The sequence below is a fragment of the Pontibacter anaerobius genome, assembly GCF_026241195.1.
GTDB classification, from domain to species: Bacteria; Bacteroidota; Bacteroidia; order Cytophagales; family Hymenobacteraceae; genus Pontibacter; species Pontibacter anaerobius.
On sequence record NZ_JAPFQO010000002.1, the window covers coordinates 113,122 to 129,893 of the forward strand.

General features: G+C 49.9%; 14 protein-coding genes. 8 read left to right on the forward strand and 6 right to left on the reverse strand.

Annotated elements, in window-relative coordinates; translation table 11 throughout:
- Positions 1–31 precede the first annotated feature (31 nt).
- The 3 genes from OO017_RS03870 to OO017_RS03880 all read right to left on the reverse strand — a co-directional run bounded on the left by OO017_RS03870 (position 32) and on the right by OO017_RS03880 (position 2,887).
- Positions 32–823 (reverse strand): FRG domain-containing protein, encoded by a 792-nt coding sequence (locus OO017_RS03870; RefSeq protein ID WP_266051129.1) that lies wholly within the window; start codon positions 821–823, stop codon positions 32–34.
- Between the two features lie 87 nt (positions 824–910).
- Positions 911–1,756, reverse strand: coding sequence for a DUF3298 and DUF4163 domain-containing protein (locus OO017_RS03875; protein ID WP_266051130.1), 846 nt, complete (start codon positions 1,754–1,756; stop codon positions 911–913).
- Between the two features lie 69 nt (positions 1,757–1,825).
- Positions 1,826–2,887, reverse strand: a complete 1,062-nt coding sequence (locus OO017_RS03880) for a PA0069 family radical SAM protein (protein ID WP_266051477.1) — start codon at positions 2,885–2,887, stop codon at positions 1,826–1,828.
- 303 nt (positions 2,888–3,190) lie between these two features.
- On the opposite strand from OO017_RS03880, the gene OO017_RS03885 reads away from it, so the two are divergent.
- The 3 genes from OO017_RS03885 (at position 3,191) to OO017_RS03895 (ending at position 9,427) form a co-directional block, all read left to right on the forward strand.
- The gene (locus tag OO017_RS03885) at positions 3,191–6,634 is read left to right on the forward strand and encodes a pyruvate carboxylase (protein WP_266051131.1); all 3,444 of its coding nucleotides are present in this window, start codon (positions 3,191–3,193) and stop codon (positions 6,632–6,634) included.
- Between the two features lie 202 nt (positions 6,635–6,836).
- The gene (locus OO017_RS03890) at positions 6,837–9,071 is read left to right on the forward strand and encodes an ATP-binding protein (protein WP_266051132.1); all 2,235 of its coding nucleotides are present in this window, start codon (positions 6,837–6,839) and stop codon (positions 9,069–9,071) included.
- Between the two features lie 59 nt (positions 9,072–9,130).
- On the forward strand, positions 9,131–9,427 hold the full coding sequence (locus tag OO017_RS03895; protein ID WP_266051133.1) for an antibiotic biosynthesis monooxygenase family protein: 297 nt from the start codon (positions 9,131–9,133) through the stop codon (positions 9,425–9,427).
- 659 nt (positions 9,428–10,086) lie between these two features.
- Here the strand turns inward: OO017_RS03895 and OO017_RS03900 are convergent.
- Positions 10,087–10,419, reverse strand: coding sequence for a tetratricopeptide repeat protein (locus OO017_RS03900; protein ID WP_266051134.1), 333 nt, complete (start codon positions 10,417–10,419; stop codon positions 10,087–10,089).
- 66 nt (positions 10,420–10,485) lie between these two features.
- Here OO017_RS03900 and OO017_RS03905 point away from each other — a divergent pair, with 66 nt between their 5' ends.
- The 4 genes from OO017_RS03905 to OO017_RS03920 all read left to right on the forward strand — a co-directional run bounded on the left by OO017_RS03905 (position 10,486) and on the right by OO017_RS03920 (position 14,247).
- A complete protein-coding gene (locus tag OO017_RS03905; RefSeq protein WP_266051135.1) occupies positions 10,486–11,226 on the forward strand; it encodes an electron transfer flavoprotein subunit beta/FixA family protein in 741 nt (246 codons plus the stop codon).
- Positions 11,227–11,228: 2 nt separating this feature from the next.
- On the forward strand, positions 11,229–12,209 hold the full coding sequence (locus OO017_RS03910) for an electron transfer flavoprotein subunit alpha/FixB family protein (RefSeq protein WP_266051136.1): 981 nt from the start codon (positions 11,229–11,231) through the stop codon (positions 12,207–12,209).
- An 18-nt stretch (positions 12,210–12,227) separates the two neighbouring features.
- Positions 12,228–12,833, forward strand: coding sequence for a bifunctional nuclease family protein (locus OO017_RS03915; protein WP_266051137.1), 606 nt, complete (start codon positions 12,228–12,230; stop codon positions 12,831–12,833).
- Positions 12,834–12,945: 112 nt separating this feature from the next.
- A complete protein-coding gene (locus OO017_RS03920; RefSeq protein ID WP_266051138.1) occupies positions 12,946–14,247 on the forward strand; it encodes a NupC/NupG family nucleoside CNT transporter in 1,302 nt (433 codons plus the stop codon).
- Positions 14,248–14,352: 105 nt separating this feature from the next.
- On the opposite strand, the gene OO017_RS03925 is transcribed toward OO017_RS03920, so the two are convergent.
- Positions 14,353–15,132: an ABC transporter ATP-binding protein gene (locus tag OO017_RS03925; RefSeq protein WP_266051139.1), complete on the reverse strand. Its 780-nt coding sequence runs from the start codon at positions 15,130–15,132 to the stop codon at positions 14,353–14,355.
- A gap of 57 nt (positions 15,133–15,189) precedes the next feature.
- A complete protein-coding gene (locus OO017_RS03930) occupies positions 15,190–15,921 on the reverse strand; it encodes an MlaE family ABC transporter permease (protein WP_266051140.1) in 732 nt (243 codons plus the stop codon).
- A gap of 113 nt (positions 15,922–16,034) precedes the next feature.
- Here OO017_RS03930 and OO017_RS03935 point away from each other — a divergent pair, with 113 nt between their 5' ends.
- The gene (locus OO017_RS03935; protein WP_266051141.1) at positions 16,035–16,742 is read left to right on the forward strand and encodes an SDR family oxidoreductase; all 708 of its coding nucleotides are present in this window, start codon (positions 16,035–16,037) and stop codon (positions 16,740–16,742) included.
- Positions 16,743–16,772 lie beyond the last annotated feature (30 nt).

A 16,772-nucleotide genomic window follows, 5' to 3' on the forward strand; every position in this document is an offset into this window, starting at 1 on the left:
ACTTGCCATTCGTCTTTATTTTAGTAAAAAATTAAGAGTGGGTGTAGTGGCGGGTTAGCCATTGGCTGAGCCCTGACAATCCCGGCAGAAGCACCCGCTCGGTGATGTTGGCCTGGTCCAGTTTATCCCGTATTTCCCACTTCAGTTCTTTTGGTATGATGACCCGAAAGTATAGGTCAGGGTGCTGCTGCAGCCACATGCTCAGCTCGGCCTTTACATCCGACATCATGGAGAACAGGGCATACTGATGCACGATACGGGCATCGAGCGAGGGCGGCTCCAGAAACACCACATACTCCTCCTCCTGAAAGCTTTTCAGAGCCTTAAAGGAGGGGGCAGCAGGCTCCAGCATTTCCGGGGTGAAGACGTTTGAACCCTCTTCCTGCAGTGCGTTGCGAAGCGTTGATGGCAAATGCTCACTTGACTTAACATAATTAATGCACCAGACACAGCCGTCCTTGTCGTAGTGGTTGAGGTTGGCAGTGGCAAAGTGCAGCGCCACGTAAGGGGAGTAGGTCCAGTCGAGCAGGCGTGTTGGCAACCCGTGGTGCTGGGCTACAGCCAGCCAGTTCCAGATAGAGTCGCCGGGTGTGGAGTTGCTGTAGGCATACTTGCGGAAGTTACGCAGCAGATGCGGCTCCAGTTCCTCATACTTTGGCCCGATGCGCATGATGCTGGTGCCTAGGTCGAATGATTTGCTCCAGGTGCCCCGGTAGACAAAGGAGGAACGGAAGCGGTTGATTTTGTCATCCCAGCTGTTATTAAAAAGGGCTTCCTGAAGCTCTGCCCAACTTTTTACTACAATGTCTTGTCCGCGCTGCATAGGTTATGGTAGGTGTTTTTTTTGCTTTGGTACTTACTGTAGCAGTGGTTGTAGGTTTCAGCTGCTTTGGGATTATTTGTTCTGGCGCTAAGCAGATGGTTTATACTTGCTACGCAATAGGGGGCCTAGTTCCTGGTAGGTCAGCAACAGGTCGGTGGGGCCAAACGCATAGGGGCCAATTTCATAGGCGTTATAGTATAGCCTCAGTCCTTGGGGCGTTAAACCAGCCTGCCGCGGCAACGGAAGCGTGTTCCCTTCCAAAAATAAGCCTGCTTCCGCTAAAGGTTTATCTCCTACGGTGCTGCGCGTGCGCCTGAATTCCTGCTCAACCAGCTGTTGAAAGTGTGTGGTGTCGGTTACTATGTCATTTATTCTTAATTGCCTGCCACTGCTATCAAAGCTTTGCAGGCTAAGGTAAGAATTTGGGTGCGCTCCACCGGCGTAAGTATAGGTTTTAATAGCTAACGTGGTAACAGCGGGAGACTGGTAAACAGGAGAGACAAGTACCTGCAGTTCCCAGGCTGCGGAGGCAGGTATCTCCTTCATCTCAATTATAAAATCCTCCTGCTGTTTTATAAAAGCCTCTGCCACGGTTACGGCCGGGATAGCGCCGGTTACCGCAGTATCCGCCTCCGGGTTTGTATCTAGCTGCAGGCTAAGGATCTGATCTGAGATATACTTTCTTATACTTTGCCGCAACGGACCATTGCCCCCTACTACATTCAGGAATGTTATTGTCGCCACGGCACACGCTTTCGGGTCTTGGGCGCAATAGCTGGATTTACGGGTTACTGTTTCAGTGCGGAAGGAGAGCGCTTCTTTCTGGGGCGGCTGGCTTTCCACTTTCGCGTCTGCCTCTTTCGGTGAGTTTTGTTGGCAGCTGTAAAGAATGGAGGCGGCAAAGGCAAAAGTATAAAAAGTATGCTTTAGCATAAGTTCGGGTTATGGGCTACTGCTTCTAGGGTAATATAGCAATTTGCCAGCACTTTATACTTTGCAACGTTAAAATAAGCCAAGCTGCTTGCCTTTTCGCTGGCAGAAATGGCTGTAATCGTAAGGCTTCATGCTTCTTCCTGCCATATACTTCTGTTTGCTCATCCTGAAAAGCTTGGAGACCAACTCGGCAAATTTTCCTTCGCCGTGCATGCGTTTGCCGAAGCGGCTGTCGTTTAGCTGGCCACCATGGCAGTCGGCAATCTGGCTCAGTACTTTTTGCGCCCTGTCCGGGAAAGCCAGCTGTATCCAATCCTCGAAGATAGGGCCGATGCTACCGTTGAGCCGCACCAAAGTATAAGCGGCGTTGCTGGCTCCCGCTGCGGCGGCAGCTTGAATCAGAGCGGGGATTTCTGAGTCGTTGAGTCCAGGGATGATGGGGGCCGCCATCACGTTTACGGGTATGCCTGCCGAACTAAGCTGCCGCACTACCTCCAGGCGTTTGGTTGCAGATGCCGTGCGAGGCTCCAGTTTCTGCCGCAGCTTCTCATCCAGCGTGGTGATGCTGATGTTGACGTGCACCAGGTTATACTTGTTTAGCTCCTGCAAAAGGTCCAGGTCACGAAGTATAAGCGCATTTTTAGTGATGATGCTGACCGGGTGGCGGTATTGCAGCAGCACTTCCAGGATGCGGCGCGTCAGTTGTTTTTTGGCCTCAATCGGTTGGTAGCAGTCGGTATTGCCTGCCAGCATAATAGGCATCACCTGCCAGTTGGGGCTTTCCAGCTGCTTTGCCAGCGTTTCAGGTGCGTTTTCTTTTATGATGATCTTACGCTCAAAATCGAGTCCGGCACCATAACCCCAGTACTGGTGTGTGTTGCGGGCGTAGCAGTACACGCAGCCGTGCTCACAGCCTTGGTAGGGGTTAAGCGAGTATCCCAAGCCCACATCAGGGCTGTCAACTTTGTTCACCACTTTTTTAGGGTGTTCTTTTAGAAACTCCGTTTTAGAATTGCTCAACATGGGTTCATCCAGCCCTTCCACATGCTCTGCCACATACTCTTGTTTCAGGTAAGGGTTTTGAGGATTATATTGAGCGCCACGCCCTTTCAGAAATTCATCAGCCTTCATCATATGCAACAAAGTTAGCTAATATGGTTAGAAATGCTAATTAAATTAGTTTAAATTTGATTTTGAGGAATTACTAGAATCAAATTATCGGAGACCATCCCGCCCTATTTTCAGTGTTATTCCACCAACCAAAGGCAGATAACCTTCTGGTAAAAATTACTGTATTATCAGGATCTGATAAACTATATCATGCTACCCTAATATTGAACTCAGGCAGCTTTTTGCCGGCACATGCTGCGGAACAGTGGAAACTGCCTTTAAATCTGGAATTTCAAACTAAACCTTTACAACATCTCACCTTCCATGAAAATTAAAAAAGTGCTTGTTGCCAACCGTGGCGAGATCGCGATCAGGGTGCTGCGCGCCTGTACAGAGATGAACATCGAAACAGTGGCCATTTACACGTATGAGGACCGGTACTCGCTGCACCGCTACAAAGCCGATGAGGCTTATCAGGTTGGCAAAGACAACCAGCCGCTGCAGCCTTACCTGGATATAGACGGCATCATAAAAATTGCCAAGGAGAATAACGTGGATGCCATTCACCCGGGCTATGGCTTCCTGTCCGAAAACCAGCATTTTTCGCAGAAGTGCGCTGATAACGGTATTATTTTCATTGGTCCGAAGCCGCAGGTAATGGCCTCTTTGGGAGATAAGATTGCGGCCAAGAAAGTAGCCATCAGCTGCGACGTGCCTATTATCCAGAGTAACGATTTGGACTTGAACACTTATGAGACAGCCCTGGAGGAGGCGCACCGCATTGGCTACCCGCTTATGCTGAAGGCAGCTGCCGGTGGCGGTGGCAGAGGCATGCGCGTGATCCGGGATGACGAGCAGCTGGAGAAAGGTTTTTTTGAGGCGAAGAATGAGGCACTAAAAGCATTCGGCGACGACACGGTTTTCCTGGAGAAGTACGTGGAGAATCCCAAACACATAGAAGTGCAGATCGTGGCTGACGCCTATGGTAATATCACGCACCTGTTCGAGCGCGATTGCTCCGTGCAGCGTCGTTTCCAGAAGGTGGTGGAAGTGGCCCCGGCCATTAGCTTGGACGAGGAGACACGGCAGAAACTCTACGACTACGCCATACGCATCTGCCAGGCCGTGAACTACAATAACGTGGGCACAGTGGAGTTTCTGGTGGAGCCACACACCAACAACATCTATTTTATTGAGGTGAACCCCCGTATACAAGTAGAGCACACAGTAACGGAGATGATCACCGGCATCGACCTAATAAAAACACAGATCTACATTGCCGACGGCTATAGGCTCGATGATGAGGAGGTGTTGCTGGGGCCGCAGCACATTGTGCGGGCAAACGGGGTGGCTATTCAGTGCCGCATTACCACAGAAGACCCTGAAAACGACTTTAAGCCGGATTACGGAACCATCATCGCCTACCGAAGTGCAGGTGGTTTCGGTATCCGCCTGGACCAGGGTAGTGTATACCCCGGCGCCAAAATCAGCCCGTTTTTTGACTCGCTCCTAGTAAAAGTATCCACCCATGCACCCACGCTGCCGCTTGCCGCCACTAAAATGGCCCGTACGCTGGATGAGTTCCGCATCAGAGGCGTGAAGCACAACATTCAGTTCCTACAGAACATTATCGGTCACCCGGAGTTTATCTCAGGCGATTCTACGGTTGATTTTGTAAAAAGCCACCCCGAGCTTTTTGTGTTTAAGCAGCGCAAGGACAGGGCTACGAAAATGCTAACCTACCTGGCCGATGTGATGGTGAACGGCAACCCGGACGTGAAGCAGGTGGACCATGACAAGGTGCTGCGAAAGCCTGATTTCCATAGCTTCAACACGAGTAAGCCTTACGAAAAAGGCACCAAAGATTTGCTGACGGAGTTGGGGCCGGAGGAATTCTCTAAATGGTTACGCAAAGACCCGCATATACATTATACCGATACCACCTTCCGGGATGCGCACCAGTCGTTGCTGGCCACGCGCATGCGCAGCTTTGATATGCTGAAGATAGCCGAGGCCTACGCCAAGGATCATCCGCAAACCTTTAGTATGGAAGTATGGGGCGGTGCTACCTTTGATGTGTGCCTGCGCTTTCTGCACGAAGACCCGTGGGACCGGCTGGCACAGATCCGGAAATGCGTGCCGAACATACTTTTACAGATGCTCATCCGGGGCTCCAACGGCGTTGGGTACAAGGCGTACCCGGATAACCTGATCGAGTCTTTCGTGGAGAAATCGTGGGAGACGGGCGTGGACATTTTCCGCATCTTCGACTCGCTGAACTGGATGAAAAGTATGGAGCCGTGCATCAACTTTGTGCGCAAGCGTACGCAAGGCCTGGCCGAAGGCACCATCTGCTACACCGGCGACATCCTGAACCCGAAGAAGACAAAGTATAACCTGGAGTATTACTTGCAACTGGCTAGGCAGTTGGAGGATGCCGGCGCGCATATCCTGGCAGTGAAAGACATGGCTGGCCTGCTGAAGCCTTACGCTGCTTCTGAGTTGATCACCGCTCTGCGTGATACGGTAAAGATTCCAATCCACCTGCATACCCACGATACATCTTCCGTACAATCAGCCACTTACCTGAAGGCCATTGAAGCCGGTGTTGATGTGGTGGATGTGGCCTTGGGCTCTATGTCCGGGCTAACTTCGCAGCCGAACTTTAACTCTATTGTAGAGATGATGCGTTTCCAGGAGCGCCACCGCGAGTTCGACCAAAAAAGCCTGAACCAGCACTCCAATTACTGGGAAACAGTGCGCGAGTATTATTACCCGTTTGAGTCTGGCCTGAAGGCGGGCACAGCCGAAGTATACCGCCACGAGATTCCGGGAGGGCAGTACTCCAACCTCCGTCCGCAGGCGAATGCATTAGGCTTGGGCGATAAGTGGCAGGAAATAAAGGAGACCTATGCTGAGGTAAACCAACTGTTCGGAGATGTGGTGAAGGTGACGCCAAGTTCTAAAGTGGTGGGTGACATGGCTTTATACTTAGTGTCCAATGGCCTGACAACGGTGGATGTGCTGGATCGGGGCGCTCAGATTTCTTTCCCGGAGTCGGTGCAGTCTTTTTTTAAAGGCGAACTGGGCCAGCCGGTAGGCGGCTTCCCTAAAAAGCTGCAGGACATTATTCTTAAAGAGGATAAACCATTTAGCGATCGTCCGAACGAGCACCTGGAGCCAGTGGATTTTGAGAAGGAATTTGCAGCGTTTCAGGAGAAGTTCGGAAAAGAGACCAGGTTCACAGATTTCCTGTCGTACCAACTCTACCCGAAAGTATATGAGGCCTACTACAAGCACCTGGAGCAGTATGGCGATGTGTCCAAAATCCCGACCCGTCTGTTTTTCTACGGACTCCAGCCCGGCGAGGAGGCTATTATCGACATCGCGCGTGGTAAATCTATTGTAGTGAAGTATCAGTCGATGGGCCATGTGAACGAGGATGGCATGCGCACCGTGTTCTTTAAACTGAACGGTCAGAGCCGCAACATCGACGTGCGGGATCGCTCCGTGAAAGTGGAGCGCGTGGAGCACCAGAAAGTAGACAAGAGCAACCCCAAGCAGATTGGCGCGCCGCTGCAGGGCATGCTTTCGAAGATACTGGTGGAGAAGGAGCAGAAGGTGAAAAAGAACACGCCGCTCTTTGTAATAGAGGCCATGAAAATGGAGACTACCATCACCGCCTCGGCAGATGCGGAGGTGGCAAGTATAACTTTACCTGAAGGCGAGTTGGTAAACACCGATGATCTCGTGTTGACGCTGGCGTAGAATTAAAAGTATAAATTAGGTTATCCTTACAAGGCCAACTCCCGTATTGGGGTTGGCTTTGCTGTTATAACTGCAAAGTATAAAGTATAGCAAAGTATGAATATTCACCAAGTACAAACCTCTCGCCTTGCGATGCTGCATTCAATAACAATTTAACTAACTTACACGCTCAACAACCCTGAAAGCAGCACCTGAACACCTGATGCAGAATTATCAGAACTACAACGTTGACCTCTCCAATTGCGATAAGGAGCCCATTCATATCATCGGGAGAATCCAACCGCACGGATTTATGCTTATACTGAACAAAGGCACCCTGGAGGTGGAGCAGGTGAGCGAAAATATAGGCGAGTTTCTGCAAACTGATGCAGCCATACTTGCCGGGCAAACGCTGGAGGTGCTTGCCACTCCGGCAGAGTATGAAAAACTTAAGCAAAAACTTACCCTGGACGAAAAAGAGGTTAGCCTGGTTATACTGGAGCTGCAGGGAGAGCAGTTTTTTGGTTTCTTGCATACTTCTCAGGGTAGTTTGGTGCTGGAGTGCGAACCTTATGTAGAACCCCAGGGAGGGCAGGAGTTTCTGGAGCTAACGGGGGCTTATACCACCTTTCAGGCAGAGCTGGACCGGCAGGAATCACTGGTTGCGCAGGCGGAGTTGACGGTGCGTTTTGTACAGCAGGCTATCGACTATGACCAGGTAATGTTGTACCGGTTTGATGAAGACTGGAACGGGGAGGTGATCGCTGAAAAAGTTAGTCCGGGCCAGCATTCGTACCTGCACCACCATTTTCCGGCAACAGACATACCGGCACAGGCCCGTGAACTGCTGCTGAAGAAGACTGTGCGGCAGATAGCCAATGTGTCGGCCGCCGCCGTGAACATCATACCTTATATCAACCCTGAAACGGGCTCCCCTTCCAATATCATCCGATCCGAGTTGCGCAACCCTTCCGAGATACACCTGGAGTACCTGCAGAACATGGGGGTGCAGGCAACGCTTTCCGTGTCCATCATCGTGAATGGCAAGCTGTGGGGAATTGTGGCCTGCCAGCATAAAGCAGCTAAGTTTTTAAATTACTGGAAGCGGCAACTTTGCCAGCATATAGCACAGGCTTTCGCCAATGTGGTGTTGGCGCACCAGGAAAAGCGGGACCTGCAGCAGTTGGAGGAGTATAGGGTAAAAGAAGGGCTGTTGCTACGGGAGTTAGCGCAAAGCCCTAACCTGCACGAGGGGCTATTGGAGCAAAGCCATACTTTTCTGGAGCTGTCAGAGGCAACAGGGGTGGCCCTTACACTTGGCGGTAAGGTTTACACAGCCGGCATAATCCCTGATAAAGCAGAACTGGAGAAACTGATTGAGTGGGTTTCAGAGAATGTATCCGATGGCATCTTCCACACCCGCGAGCTAAGCAAAGTATATGCACCGGCAGATGCTTTTAGAGAGCGGGCAAGCGGTTTGCTTGTGGTGGAGCTTTCGAAGTTCAACAAAGAATACCTGCTCTACTTTAAGCCGGAGCTCTCCGAAACGAAAGTATGGGCAGGCCAGCCTGAAAAAATGAATCAGGAGAAATCAGGCCGCATACAGCCGCGCAAATCCTTCGCCAAGTGGGAGCAGGTGGTGAAAGGAAAATCAGTGCCCTGGACGCTGAATGAGCTAGATACGGCGCAAATTCTGGTGAAAGATCTGGTCGCCCTTGTCCTTAAAAACCAGCAGGACAACCTGCAGTCGCTCAACAACAGGTTGTCGCATAGTTCTGAAATACTGCAGGCTAAAAACCGCCGCCTGGAAGATTTTACGCAGATTATCGCCCACAACCTGCGTTCCCCGCTAAGCAACATGCTGGGGCTTTCCCACTTTTATAACGCCCATCCAGAAGAGGAAACGAGCAATAAGGTGATGGATATGATGGGGAATATGATTGTGAACATGAGTAACACCTTGGACGACCTCAACCTGATACTTGAAAGCGATCTGGGGCAGAAACTGACCTACCAGGAAGTGTACCTGCCGGATGTTGTAGAGAAGGAACTGCAGAACCTGCAGGCGGTTATATTGGAAACCGGTGCACAGGTAGAAACAGACCTGCAGGTAAAAACCCTTATAGCACCCAAAGTATACCTCGAGAGTATCATGCACAACCTGGTGTCTAACGCCTTAAAATATCGTTCTCCGGAAAGGAAGCCTATTATACTTATAAAGTCATGGCAGGAGCAGCATCTGGTATGTTTCGCTGTTACGGACAACGGGGTAGGGATAAATCTACAGAAGGTAGGGCATAAGATGTTCAGACTGTACAGCACCTTCCACAAGAACAAAGATGCCAAAGGGCTGGGCCTCTACCTGACGAAGGTGCAGGTGGAGGCACTCGGTGGCCATATTCAGGTAAAAAGCACCCTCGGCGAGGGAACTACGTTTACAGTGTGCCTGAAAGTGTAAAATCAATTTAAACTTACCTGCAGCGGTAAAACTGAAAGCCGCTGCTAACTTTCTAATTTATGTTTGTAGCATCCAGTACCTTTACCATTGCCAATGACATGGCTCCTGAAGTAAGAGAAGCTTTTATCAACCGCCCCCACCTGGTAGACAATGCGCCCGGTTTTATAAAAATGAATGTGATGGTGCCGCAGGATAACCCAAACGAGATCTGGCTGCTGACTTACTGGGAGGATGAGCAAAGCTACACCGTTTGGTACAAGAACCACATGAAAGAAGCGCACAGCGGTATACCGAAGGGGCTGCAGCTGGTGCCGGGCAAAACGAAGGTGAGGTTTTTTGAGCTGGTGGGGGAGTAGGAGAAAGTTATAAGGACTCTGACCTCGCGCCTTCTCCTGTAGTTTTTAAAGTATAAGGCAGCCATTATTGGGTTTATTCAATGTGTCTGATGCCAACCACTCCTGCCCCTCAGAGTAGGGGAGTTTTCCCTATTTCCATGAGAACAGGAGAGGGAGTTCAACAGACGATTACATCCCCTGCCCCCTTCGAAGGGAGACTTTGCTGAAGCTTCGTCAGCGGGGGCTATCGAACTGATCCCAGTCTTTCCGTTGAGCGCCTTGTAGATTTCCGGTTTCGCTTCAGCGAAATTGCGACGCAGGAGCAAAGGAAATGTACACAGCGCGATGCGGGAAGACGAGCCCTCCCGGGCTGAGGGAGCCAAGGCTAGAAATGAAACGATGGGTTCATAAGGCTGTGGATTAACAGCAGCTAGAAGGTATAGCTTGTATAAATTCATAAGAAACGGTGATTAATGTATAAAAAAACAAGAATGTACTTAAGCCGCGTTTTATATATCTATACAAGTAATTTTACTACCTGCACCAAATCCCAAAACCAAAGTATAGACCCGTTGTTAAAGTATAAACCGTAACCGTTTCACGAAGTACAAAGTATACTTGCAAATATGCTGCATGCATACTATTTTTGGTGCAAGCGGTTCGGGGAGGTTAGCGGCCGGTTAATCGTCCTCGTAGTCCAGGCCCATCATTTTGTTATAGGCCTGCTGCAGTTCTGAGAAAGCGTGCATGTTGCCCTCGCGGCGGCTGATGAGCATTCCTTTTTTATAAGTTTGCTCGGCTACATCGTTTTGGCCCAGCTCTTCGTATAGCTTGGCAGCGTGGTAGTAAGTGCCCACGTAATTCTCATGTTCAGCCAGCAACCGCTCATAGTATTCCAGTGCTTTCTGCGGCTGTTCCTTGCGATACTCTGTAGCTATCGCGTAGAGGGTAAAGGCATCATTCGGGTCGTCTTCCAGAAATTTGAAGAGCTGCTGTAATCTGCTTTCGTTCATTTCGAATTGGCTATATTTTAATTAACTTCGCACAAATCTATATTTAAAAAGCTAACATTTCTAACCATGAAAATATTAGTTTGCATCAGTAACGTACCGGATACTACATCCAAGATAAACTTTACGGCTGATAACAAAGAATTTGACAAAAACGGTGTACAGTTCGTGATCAACCCATGGGATGAATACGCACTGACAAGAGCCATTGAGCTGAAAGAAGCGAAAGGCGGCACCGTTACAGTATTAAACGTAGGCGAGGCCGATGCCGAACCAAACATACGCAAGGCACTGGCCATTGGCGCAGATGATGCCATCCGTGTAAACGCTAAACCGGTAGATGCTTTCTTCGTGGCGCAGCAGATCGCTGCCATCGCCAAAGAAAACAACTACGACATGATCCTGATGGGCAAGGAGTCTATTGACTACAATGGCTCGCAGGTGCATGGTATGGTTGGCGAGATACTGGGTATTCCATCGGTAGTTCCGGCTTTTAAGCTGGATATGGTAGATGACAGCACTGCCCGCCTGGAGCGCGAGATTGAGGGTGGCAAAGAAGTGGTGGAGGTGAAGCTGCCGTTTGTGGCCAGTGCACAGCAGCCTATGTCTGAGCCCCGTATCCCAAACATGCGCGGCATCATGACGGCCCGTACCAAACCATTGGCTGTGAAGGAGCCGGTAGGCGCCGAGGCGAAGGCCGAGTACGTGAACTTCAGTAAGCCTGAGAAAAAGGGCGGCGTGAAGATGATTGACCCGGAGAATGCCGGAGAACTGATAACATTATTGAGAAACGAAGCTAAAGTACTATAACTATGTCTGTATTAGTATTTGTAGAAGGTCTTAACGGAGAGATCAAGAAGTCCTCTTTGGAGGCTGCCTCTTACGGTAGCCAGGTGGCACAGCAACTGGGCACCACTGCTACGGCCGTTGCCATTGGCGAGGTGCACGAAGAGGCGCTGGCCAGACTGGGCGAACAGGGAATCAGCAAGGTATTGTACGATGCCGACGATCGCCTGAAGCAGTTTGTGGCAGATGCCTATGTAAAAGTAATAGCCAAGGCGGCACAGCAGGAGAGCGCTAAAGTACTGGTGTTCTCTAACTCCAACATCGGCGCTGCCGTAGGTGCAAAACTGGCGGTTCGTCTGCAAGGCTCACTGGCTACTAACGTAACCTCTCTGCCTAAAACGGATGGTGGATCCTTCACAGTGACACGTGGCGTGTTCTCCGGTAAAGCTTTTGCCGATGTGGCCCTTACGTCTGATGTGAAGATCATCGCAGTTAAGAAAAACTCTGTTGAGATTACCCATAATGCTGGAAGCGCAGCAACTATCGAGAAGCTTTCTGCTGATCTGACCGATGCTGACTTTGCCGCTGCTCCGAAAGATACCGTGATGCAGGACACAGAGGGTGGCGTGCTGCTACCGGAGGCGGAGATCGTTGTTTCGGGCGGTCGTGGCCTGAAGGGCCCGGAGAACTGGCACCTGGTGGAGGATCTGGCGAAAGCACTGGGCGCAGCCACAGCCTGTTCTAAGCCGGTTTCTGATATGGACTGGAGACCGCACCACGAGCACGTTGGCCAGACTGGTATCACAGTAAGCCCTAACCTATACATCGCTATCGGTATTTCTGGTGCCATTCAGCACCTGGCGGGGGTTAACTCTTCTAAAGTGATTGTCGTTATTAATAAGGATCCGGAAGCTCCGTTCTTCAAAGCCGCTGATTATGGCATTGTAGGGGATGCTTTTGAGGTTGTTCCTAAATTAATAGAAGCTGCAAAAGCTTTAGACAAATAGACTTTAGATAAAGATACTGTGGATAAAATTCAGTTAGAGATACTTGGCCTTTCCTCCAGCCAGTCGCAGACAGGGTCTTTTGCCCTGGTGTTGGGTGAGAGAGAGGGGAATAGAAGGCTGCCCATCATCATCGGCATGTTTGAGGCCCAGTCTATCGCTATACAGATCGAGAAGATAAACCCCAACCGACCGCTCACGCACGACCTGTTTAAGTCGTTTGCAGAGGAGATGGATGTACACGTAACGGAGATCATGATCTCTGACCTGAAGGAGGGAGTGTTTTACTCTAAGATTGTGTGCACCAACGGCTCTAAGGAGTTTGAGTTGGATGCCCGCCCTTCAGACGCCATTGCCATTGGCCTTCGCTTCGGGGTGCCAATCTATACGGTTGAGAGCGTGCTGTCGGAGGCTGGCATTATACTTAGCGACCTGGAAGAAGAAGAGGAGGAAAACGAGGAGATGGCTGTTAAGAGCAGTTCCTCGGGATCAACCTCTAGTGCATCTAAGGAGTCGTTGAACCAAACCTCTGTAGATGAGCTGAACAAGATGCTGAACGAAGCCCTCGAAAAAGAGGACTACGAAAAGGCAGCCAAAATACGAGATGAGCTAAACAAGCGAAACTGATTTAAACTAAAGTATAAAATCGGAAGGTTCGGTGCCCCAAGGCATCGAACCTTTTTGTTTTATAAGATAATCGGCTTAATTTTGGCCGATTTTGTCTTTCAACCAACAATAAATGTACGATATTCTTCGGGGTGCTGGTGGCCTGTTAGTCTTAGTAGGCATAGCTATTCTTTTCTCAAAAAACAGGAAATCCATTGACTGGAAACTGGTTGGCTTTGGCCTTTTCCTCCAGATACTTTTCGGTGTGCTGGTGACGCAGGTGCCCCTGGTGGCAGACGGCTTCGCCTTTGTCAGCAGGCTTTTTGTAAAACTACTTAGCTTCTCCCAGTCCGGTGCCCAGTTTCTTTTCGGTAACCTGGCTAACCCATCCAATAACGGCGGTCTTGGCTTTATCTTCGCCTTCTCGGTACTGCCTACCATCATCTTTTTCTCTACTGTTTCGGCCGGATTATACTACCTGGGCGTGCTTCAGAAGATCGTGTTCGGTATAGCCTGGGTTATGTCCAAAGGCATGCGTATGTCTGGTGCCGAGAGTTTGTCGGCGGCAGGTAACATTTTCCTGGGCCAGACAGAGGCACCGTTACTGGTGCGCCCGTTTATCTCCCGCATGACCAGGTCAGAGCTGATGTGCCTGATGACAGGCGGTATGGCAACACTGGCTGGCGGTGTATTGGCGGCTTATGTGGCTTTCCTGGGCGGCGATGACCCTAACCAGCAGGCCATCTTTGCGGCGCACCTGCTGACGGCCTCCATCATGAATGCCCCGGCCGGTATTGTACTGGCTAAGATACTGGTACCGGAAACAGAGCCGGAGAAGATCAACACAGAGCTGGAGGTGAACGAAGAGCAGCTGGGGGTAAACCTGGTGGATGCGCTGAGCCGTGGTGCCGCCGATGGCCTGAGACTGGCTGCCAATGTGGGCGGTATGCTACTTGCTTTTATTGCCGTAATCGCGCTGCTGAACTATGTGCTGATTAAGATTGGTAGTTTGGTTGGCCTGAACGAATTTGTAGTGGCCAGCACGAATGGCCAGTTCGACGGTTTCTCGTTCCAGTACATACTTGGCCAGATTTTCAGGATTTTTGCCTTTATCATGGGCGTGCCTTGGGAGGATACCCTTCAGGTGGGTAGCCTTTTAGGACAAAAAACAGCCGTAAACGAGTTTGTAGCCTATCTGGACCTGGCTAATATGAAGGCAGCCGGGACACTTGGCGACAAAGCGCTGGTAATGTCTACGTACGCGCTGGCGGGCTTCTCTAACTTTAGCTCCATTGCTATTCAGATCGGTGGTATCGGAAGTATGGCTCCAAACCAGCAGGGTAACCTTTCTAAGCTTGGCTTCCTGGCCCTACTTGGTGCATCCCTTGCCTGTATGATGACGGCGACGATAGCTGGTATGCTGTATGTGCTTTAATTGCACCTGACAAGTATAAATTATACTTACAAGTATAAAAAAAGCTCCTCCTGCTAACATTGGCAGGAGGAGCTTTTTATTTGTAGTCTTATACTAGGCTACCATTTATTTAAAATGTTGTTTTTCTTCGTCTTCTTCTACTTTCTTGGCGTCACGCATCAGGCGGTTGGCAAAGATAAATTCGTTCAGCTCCGGTACGTCTGAGTCGAGGATGTTATCGCTGGTGCCCTCCCATAGCTTTTTGCCTTCGTAGAGGAACATTATATTATCCCCGATCTCAATTACGGAGTTCATGTCATGGGTCACCACGATGGTCGTGATGTTATACTCCTCGGTAATTTCTTTTATGAGCTTGTCAATCTTGAGGGCGGTGAGAGGGTCCAGGCCCGAGTTCGGCTCGTCACAGAAGAGGTAAGTACAGTTAGGGGCAATGGCGCGGGCAATACCTACTCGTTTTTTCATACCTCCACTGAGCTCAGCGGGCATCTTCTTGTTTGTGCCTTCTAATCCGACGCGCTGCAGGCAGAAATTCACACGGTCTATGCGCTCTTCCTTTGGCATATCGGTCAGCATCTTCAGCGGAAACTCCACGTTTTCCTCCACAGTCATGGAGTCGAATAGGGCAGAGCTCTGGAAAAGCATGCCTATTTTACGACGTATTTCCTGGCGGATGTCCAGTTTATTGTTGGTGAAGTAAGTGCCATCGAACGTCACGCTGCCTATGTCGGGCTTTATCAGCCCGACGATACACTTGAGCAGCACGCTTTTTCCGGTACCGCTGGCGCCCAGCAGCAGGTTTGTCTTACCGGTCTGAAACACCCCACTAATGCCATCCAGTACAGTTTTGCCGTTAAAGCTTTTATGTATGTTATGTATTTCGATCATGTAAGGGAAATCCGTAAGAAGTAAGTAAAGTATAAGGCCGCATTTATTATACGGCTGTTAGAGCAGCAATTGGGCACTGATAAAGTCCGCGATCAGTACTGCAATAACGCTGTGTGTAACGGCAGAGGTACTGGCCGCGCCTACTTCCAGGGCTCCACCAGAGGTAAAGTATCCCCGGAAAGAGGAGATAGAAGAGATCAGGAACGCAAAAATAAAGGACTTAATAAGGGCGAACACGACGTTATAAGGGATGAAATCGATCCGGATGCCTGAGATGTATTCCTGCGCTGTGAGCTGCCCAGTTACGGTGCCGGCCAGGTAGCCGCCCAGCAAGCCTAGGAACATGGCAATAATCACCAGCATCGGGAACACAAAGAGGGCCGCAATAATCTTGGGCAGCACCAGGTACGATGTTGAATTGATGCCCATCACCTCCAGCGCATCCACCTGCTCGGTTATCTGCATTGTACCCAGTCCGCCAGCTATACTTGAGCCCACTTTGCCGGCCAGCACGATAGATGTAATGGTAGGGGCAAGCTCCAATATCACCATCTCCCGTACAATAAAACCTATTGTGGAACGGGGAATCAGGGCGTTTACCATGTTGTAAGACACCTGCACGGTTGACACTGCGCCTATGAACGTAGATACCAGTGCAACTATAAAAATAGAATTGATTCCGATAAGTATGGCTTCATCTATAGTGCGTTTGAATAAGATCTTGAATGATTCTCCCCGGAAGACGAGGCTCTTCATGAACAGAAGGTACTTTCCGAAATTCTGCAACATTTTGCGGTGCTCAGGGTTTGTAAAACAGGTTAAACTACGCGTTTTTAGGCAAAAATAGTGTTAAATACCTATATTACGGATAAAATTAGAAAACATACAATACAGAGCACATCATGCATCGATATATTTTGGTTACAGGAGGAACAAAAGGCATCGGCAGAGCCATTATTGAGCAATTCGCAAAAGAGGGTTTTCACATCATCACCTGTTCCCGAAATGAAAAGGACCTGCAAAAGTTGAAGCTGGATATTGAGCGAAACTATACTTTCTCGAAGGTGTTCTACCGCGAAGCCGACCTTAGCGACCGTAACTCCCTGAAGCAGTTTGCAAAGTATGTGCAGGGACTGAATGTGCAGATCGATGTGCTGGTGAACAACAGCGGCCTTTTTATTCCGGGCAAGATCACCGAGGAGGATGAGGAGGCGCTGCCGTTCATGATCAACACCAACCTGTACAGCGCCTACTACATGACCCGGGCTTTTGTGCACGATATGATCGCCCGCCGGTCCGGCCATATCTTTAACATGTGCTCCACGGCAAGTATAACCGCTTACACTAACGGAGGCTCTTATTGCATCTCTAAGTTTGCTATGTATGGCATGAGCAAAGTGCTGCGGGAGGAGCTGAAGGAGCATAATGTACGCGTAACGGCTATACTTCCGGGCGCCACCCTCACCGCCAGTTGGGACGGCGTGGACCTGCCGCCTGAGCGCTTTGTGAAAGCTGAAGACGTAGCCATGTCTGTTTGGGGGGCTTATACTTTATCAGAGAACAGTGTGGTAGAGGAACTGCTGATAAGGCCTCAATTGGGGGATCTGTAAGTTAGAGAAATATAAAATCAGAAAGTAAAA

Excerpts from the sequence above, each read along its gene's own strand:
- OO017_RS03885 (WP_266051131.1), top strand. The coding sequence starts at position 3,191 with ATGAAAATTAAAAAAGTGCTTGTTGCCAACCGTGGCGAGATCGCGATC.
- OO017_RS03880 (WP_266051477.1), bottom strand. The coding sequence starts at position 2,887 with ATGAAGGCTGATGAATTTCTGAAAGGGCGTGGCGCTCAATATAATCCT.
- OO017_RS03905 (WP_266051135.1), top strand. The coding sequence starts at position 10,486 with ATGAAAATATTAGTTTGCATCAGTAACGTACCGGATACTACATCCAAG.
- OO017_RS03935 (WP_266051141.1), top strand. The coding sequence starts at position 16,035 with ATGCATCGATATATTTTGGTTACAGGAGGAACAAAAGGCATCGGCAGA.
- OO017_RS03930 (WP_266051140.1), bottom strand. The coding sequence starts at position 15,921 with ATGTTGCAGAATTTCGGAAAGTACCTTCTGTTCATGAAGAGCCTCGTC.
- OO017_RS03875 (WP_266051130.1), bottom strand. The coding sequence starts at position 1,756 with ATGCTAAAGCATACTTTTTATACTTTTGCCTTTGCCGCCTCCATTCTT.
- OO017_RS03900 (WP_266051134.1), bottom strand. The coding sequence starts at position 10,419 with ATGAACGAAAGCAGATTACAGCAGCTCTTCAAATTTCTGGAAGACGAC.
- OO017_RS03910 (WP_266051136.1), top strand. The coding sequence starts at position 11,229 with ATGTCTGTATTAGTATTTGTAGAAGGTCTTAACGGAGAGATCAAGAAG.
- OO017_RS03870 (WP_266051129.1), bottom strand. The coding sequence starts at position 823 with ATGCAGCGCGGACAAGACATTGTAGTAAAAAGTTGGGCAGAGCTTCAG.
- OO017_RS03895 (WP_266051133.1), top strand. The coding sequence starts at position 9,131 with ATGTTTGTAGCATCCAGTACCTTTACCATTGCCAATGACATGGCTCCT.
- OO017_RS03920 (WP_266051138.1), top strand. The coding sequence starts at position 12,946 with ATGTACGATATTCTTCGGGGTGCTGGTGGCCTGTTAGTCTTAGTAGGC.
- OO017_RS03925 (WP_266051139.1), bottom strand. The coding sequence starts at position 15,132 with ATGATCGAAATACATAACATACATAAAAGCTTTAACGGCAAAACTGTA.
- OO017_RS03890 (WP_266051132.1), top strand. The coding sequence starts at position 6,837 with ATGCAGAATTATCAGAACTACAACGTTGACCTCTCCAATTGCGATAAG.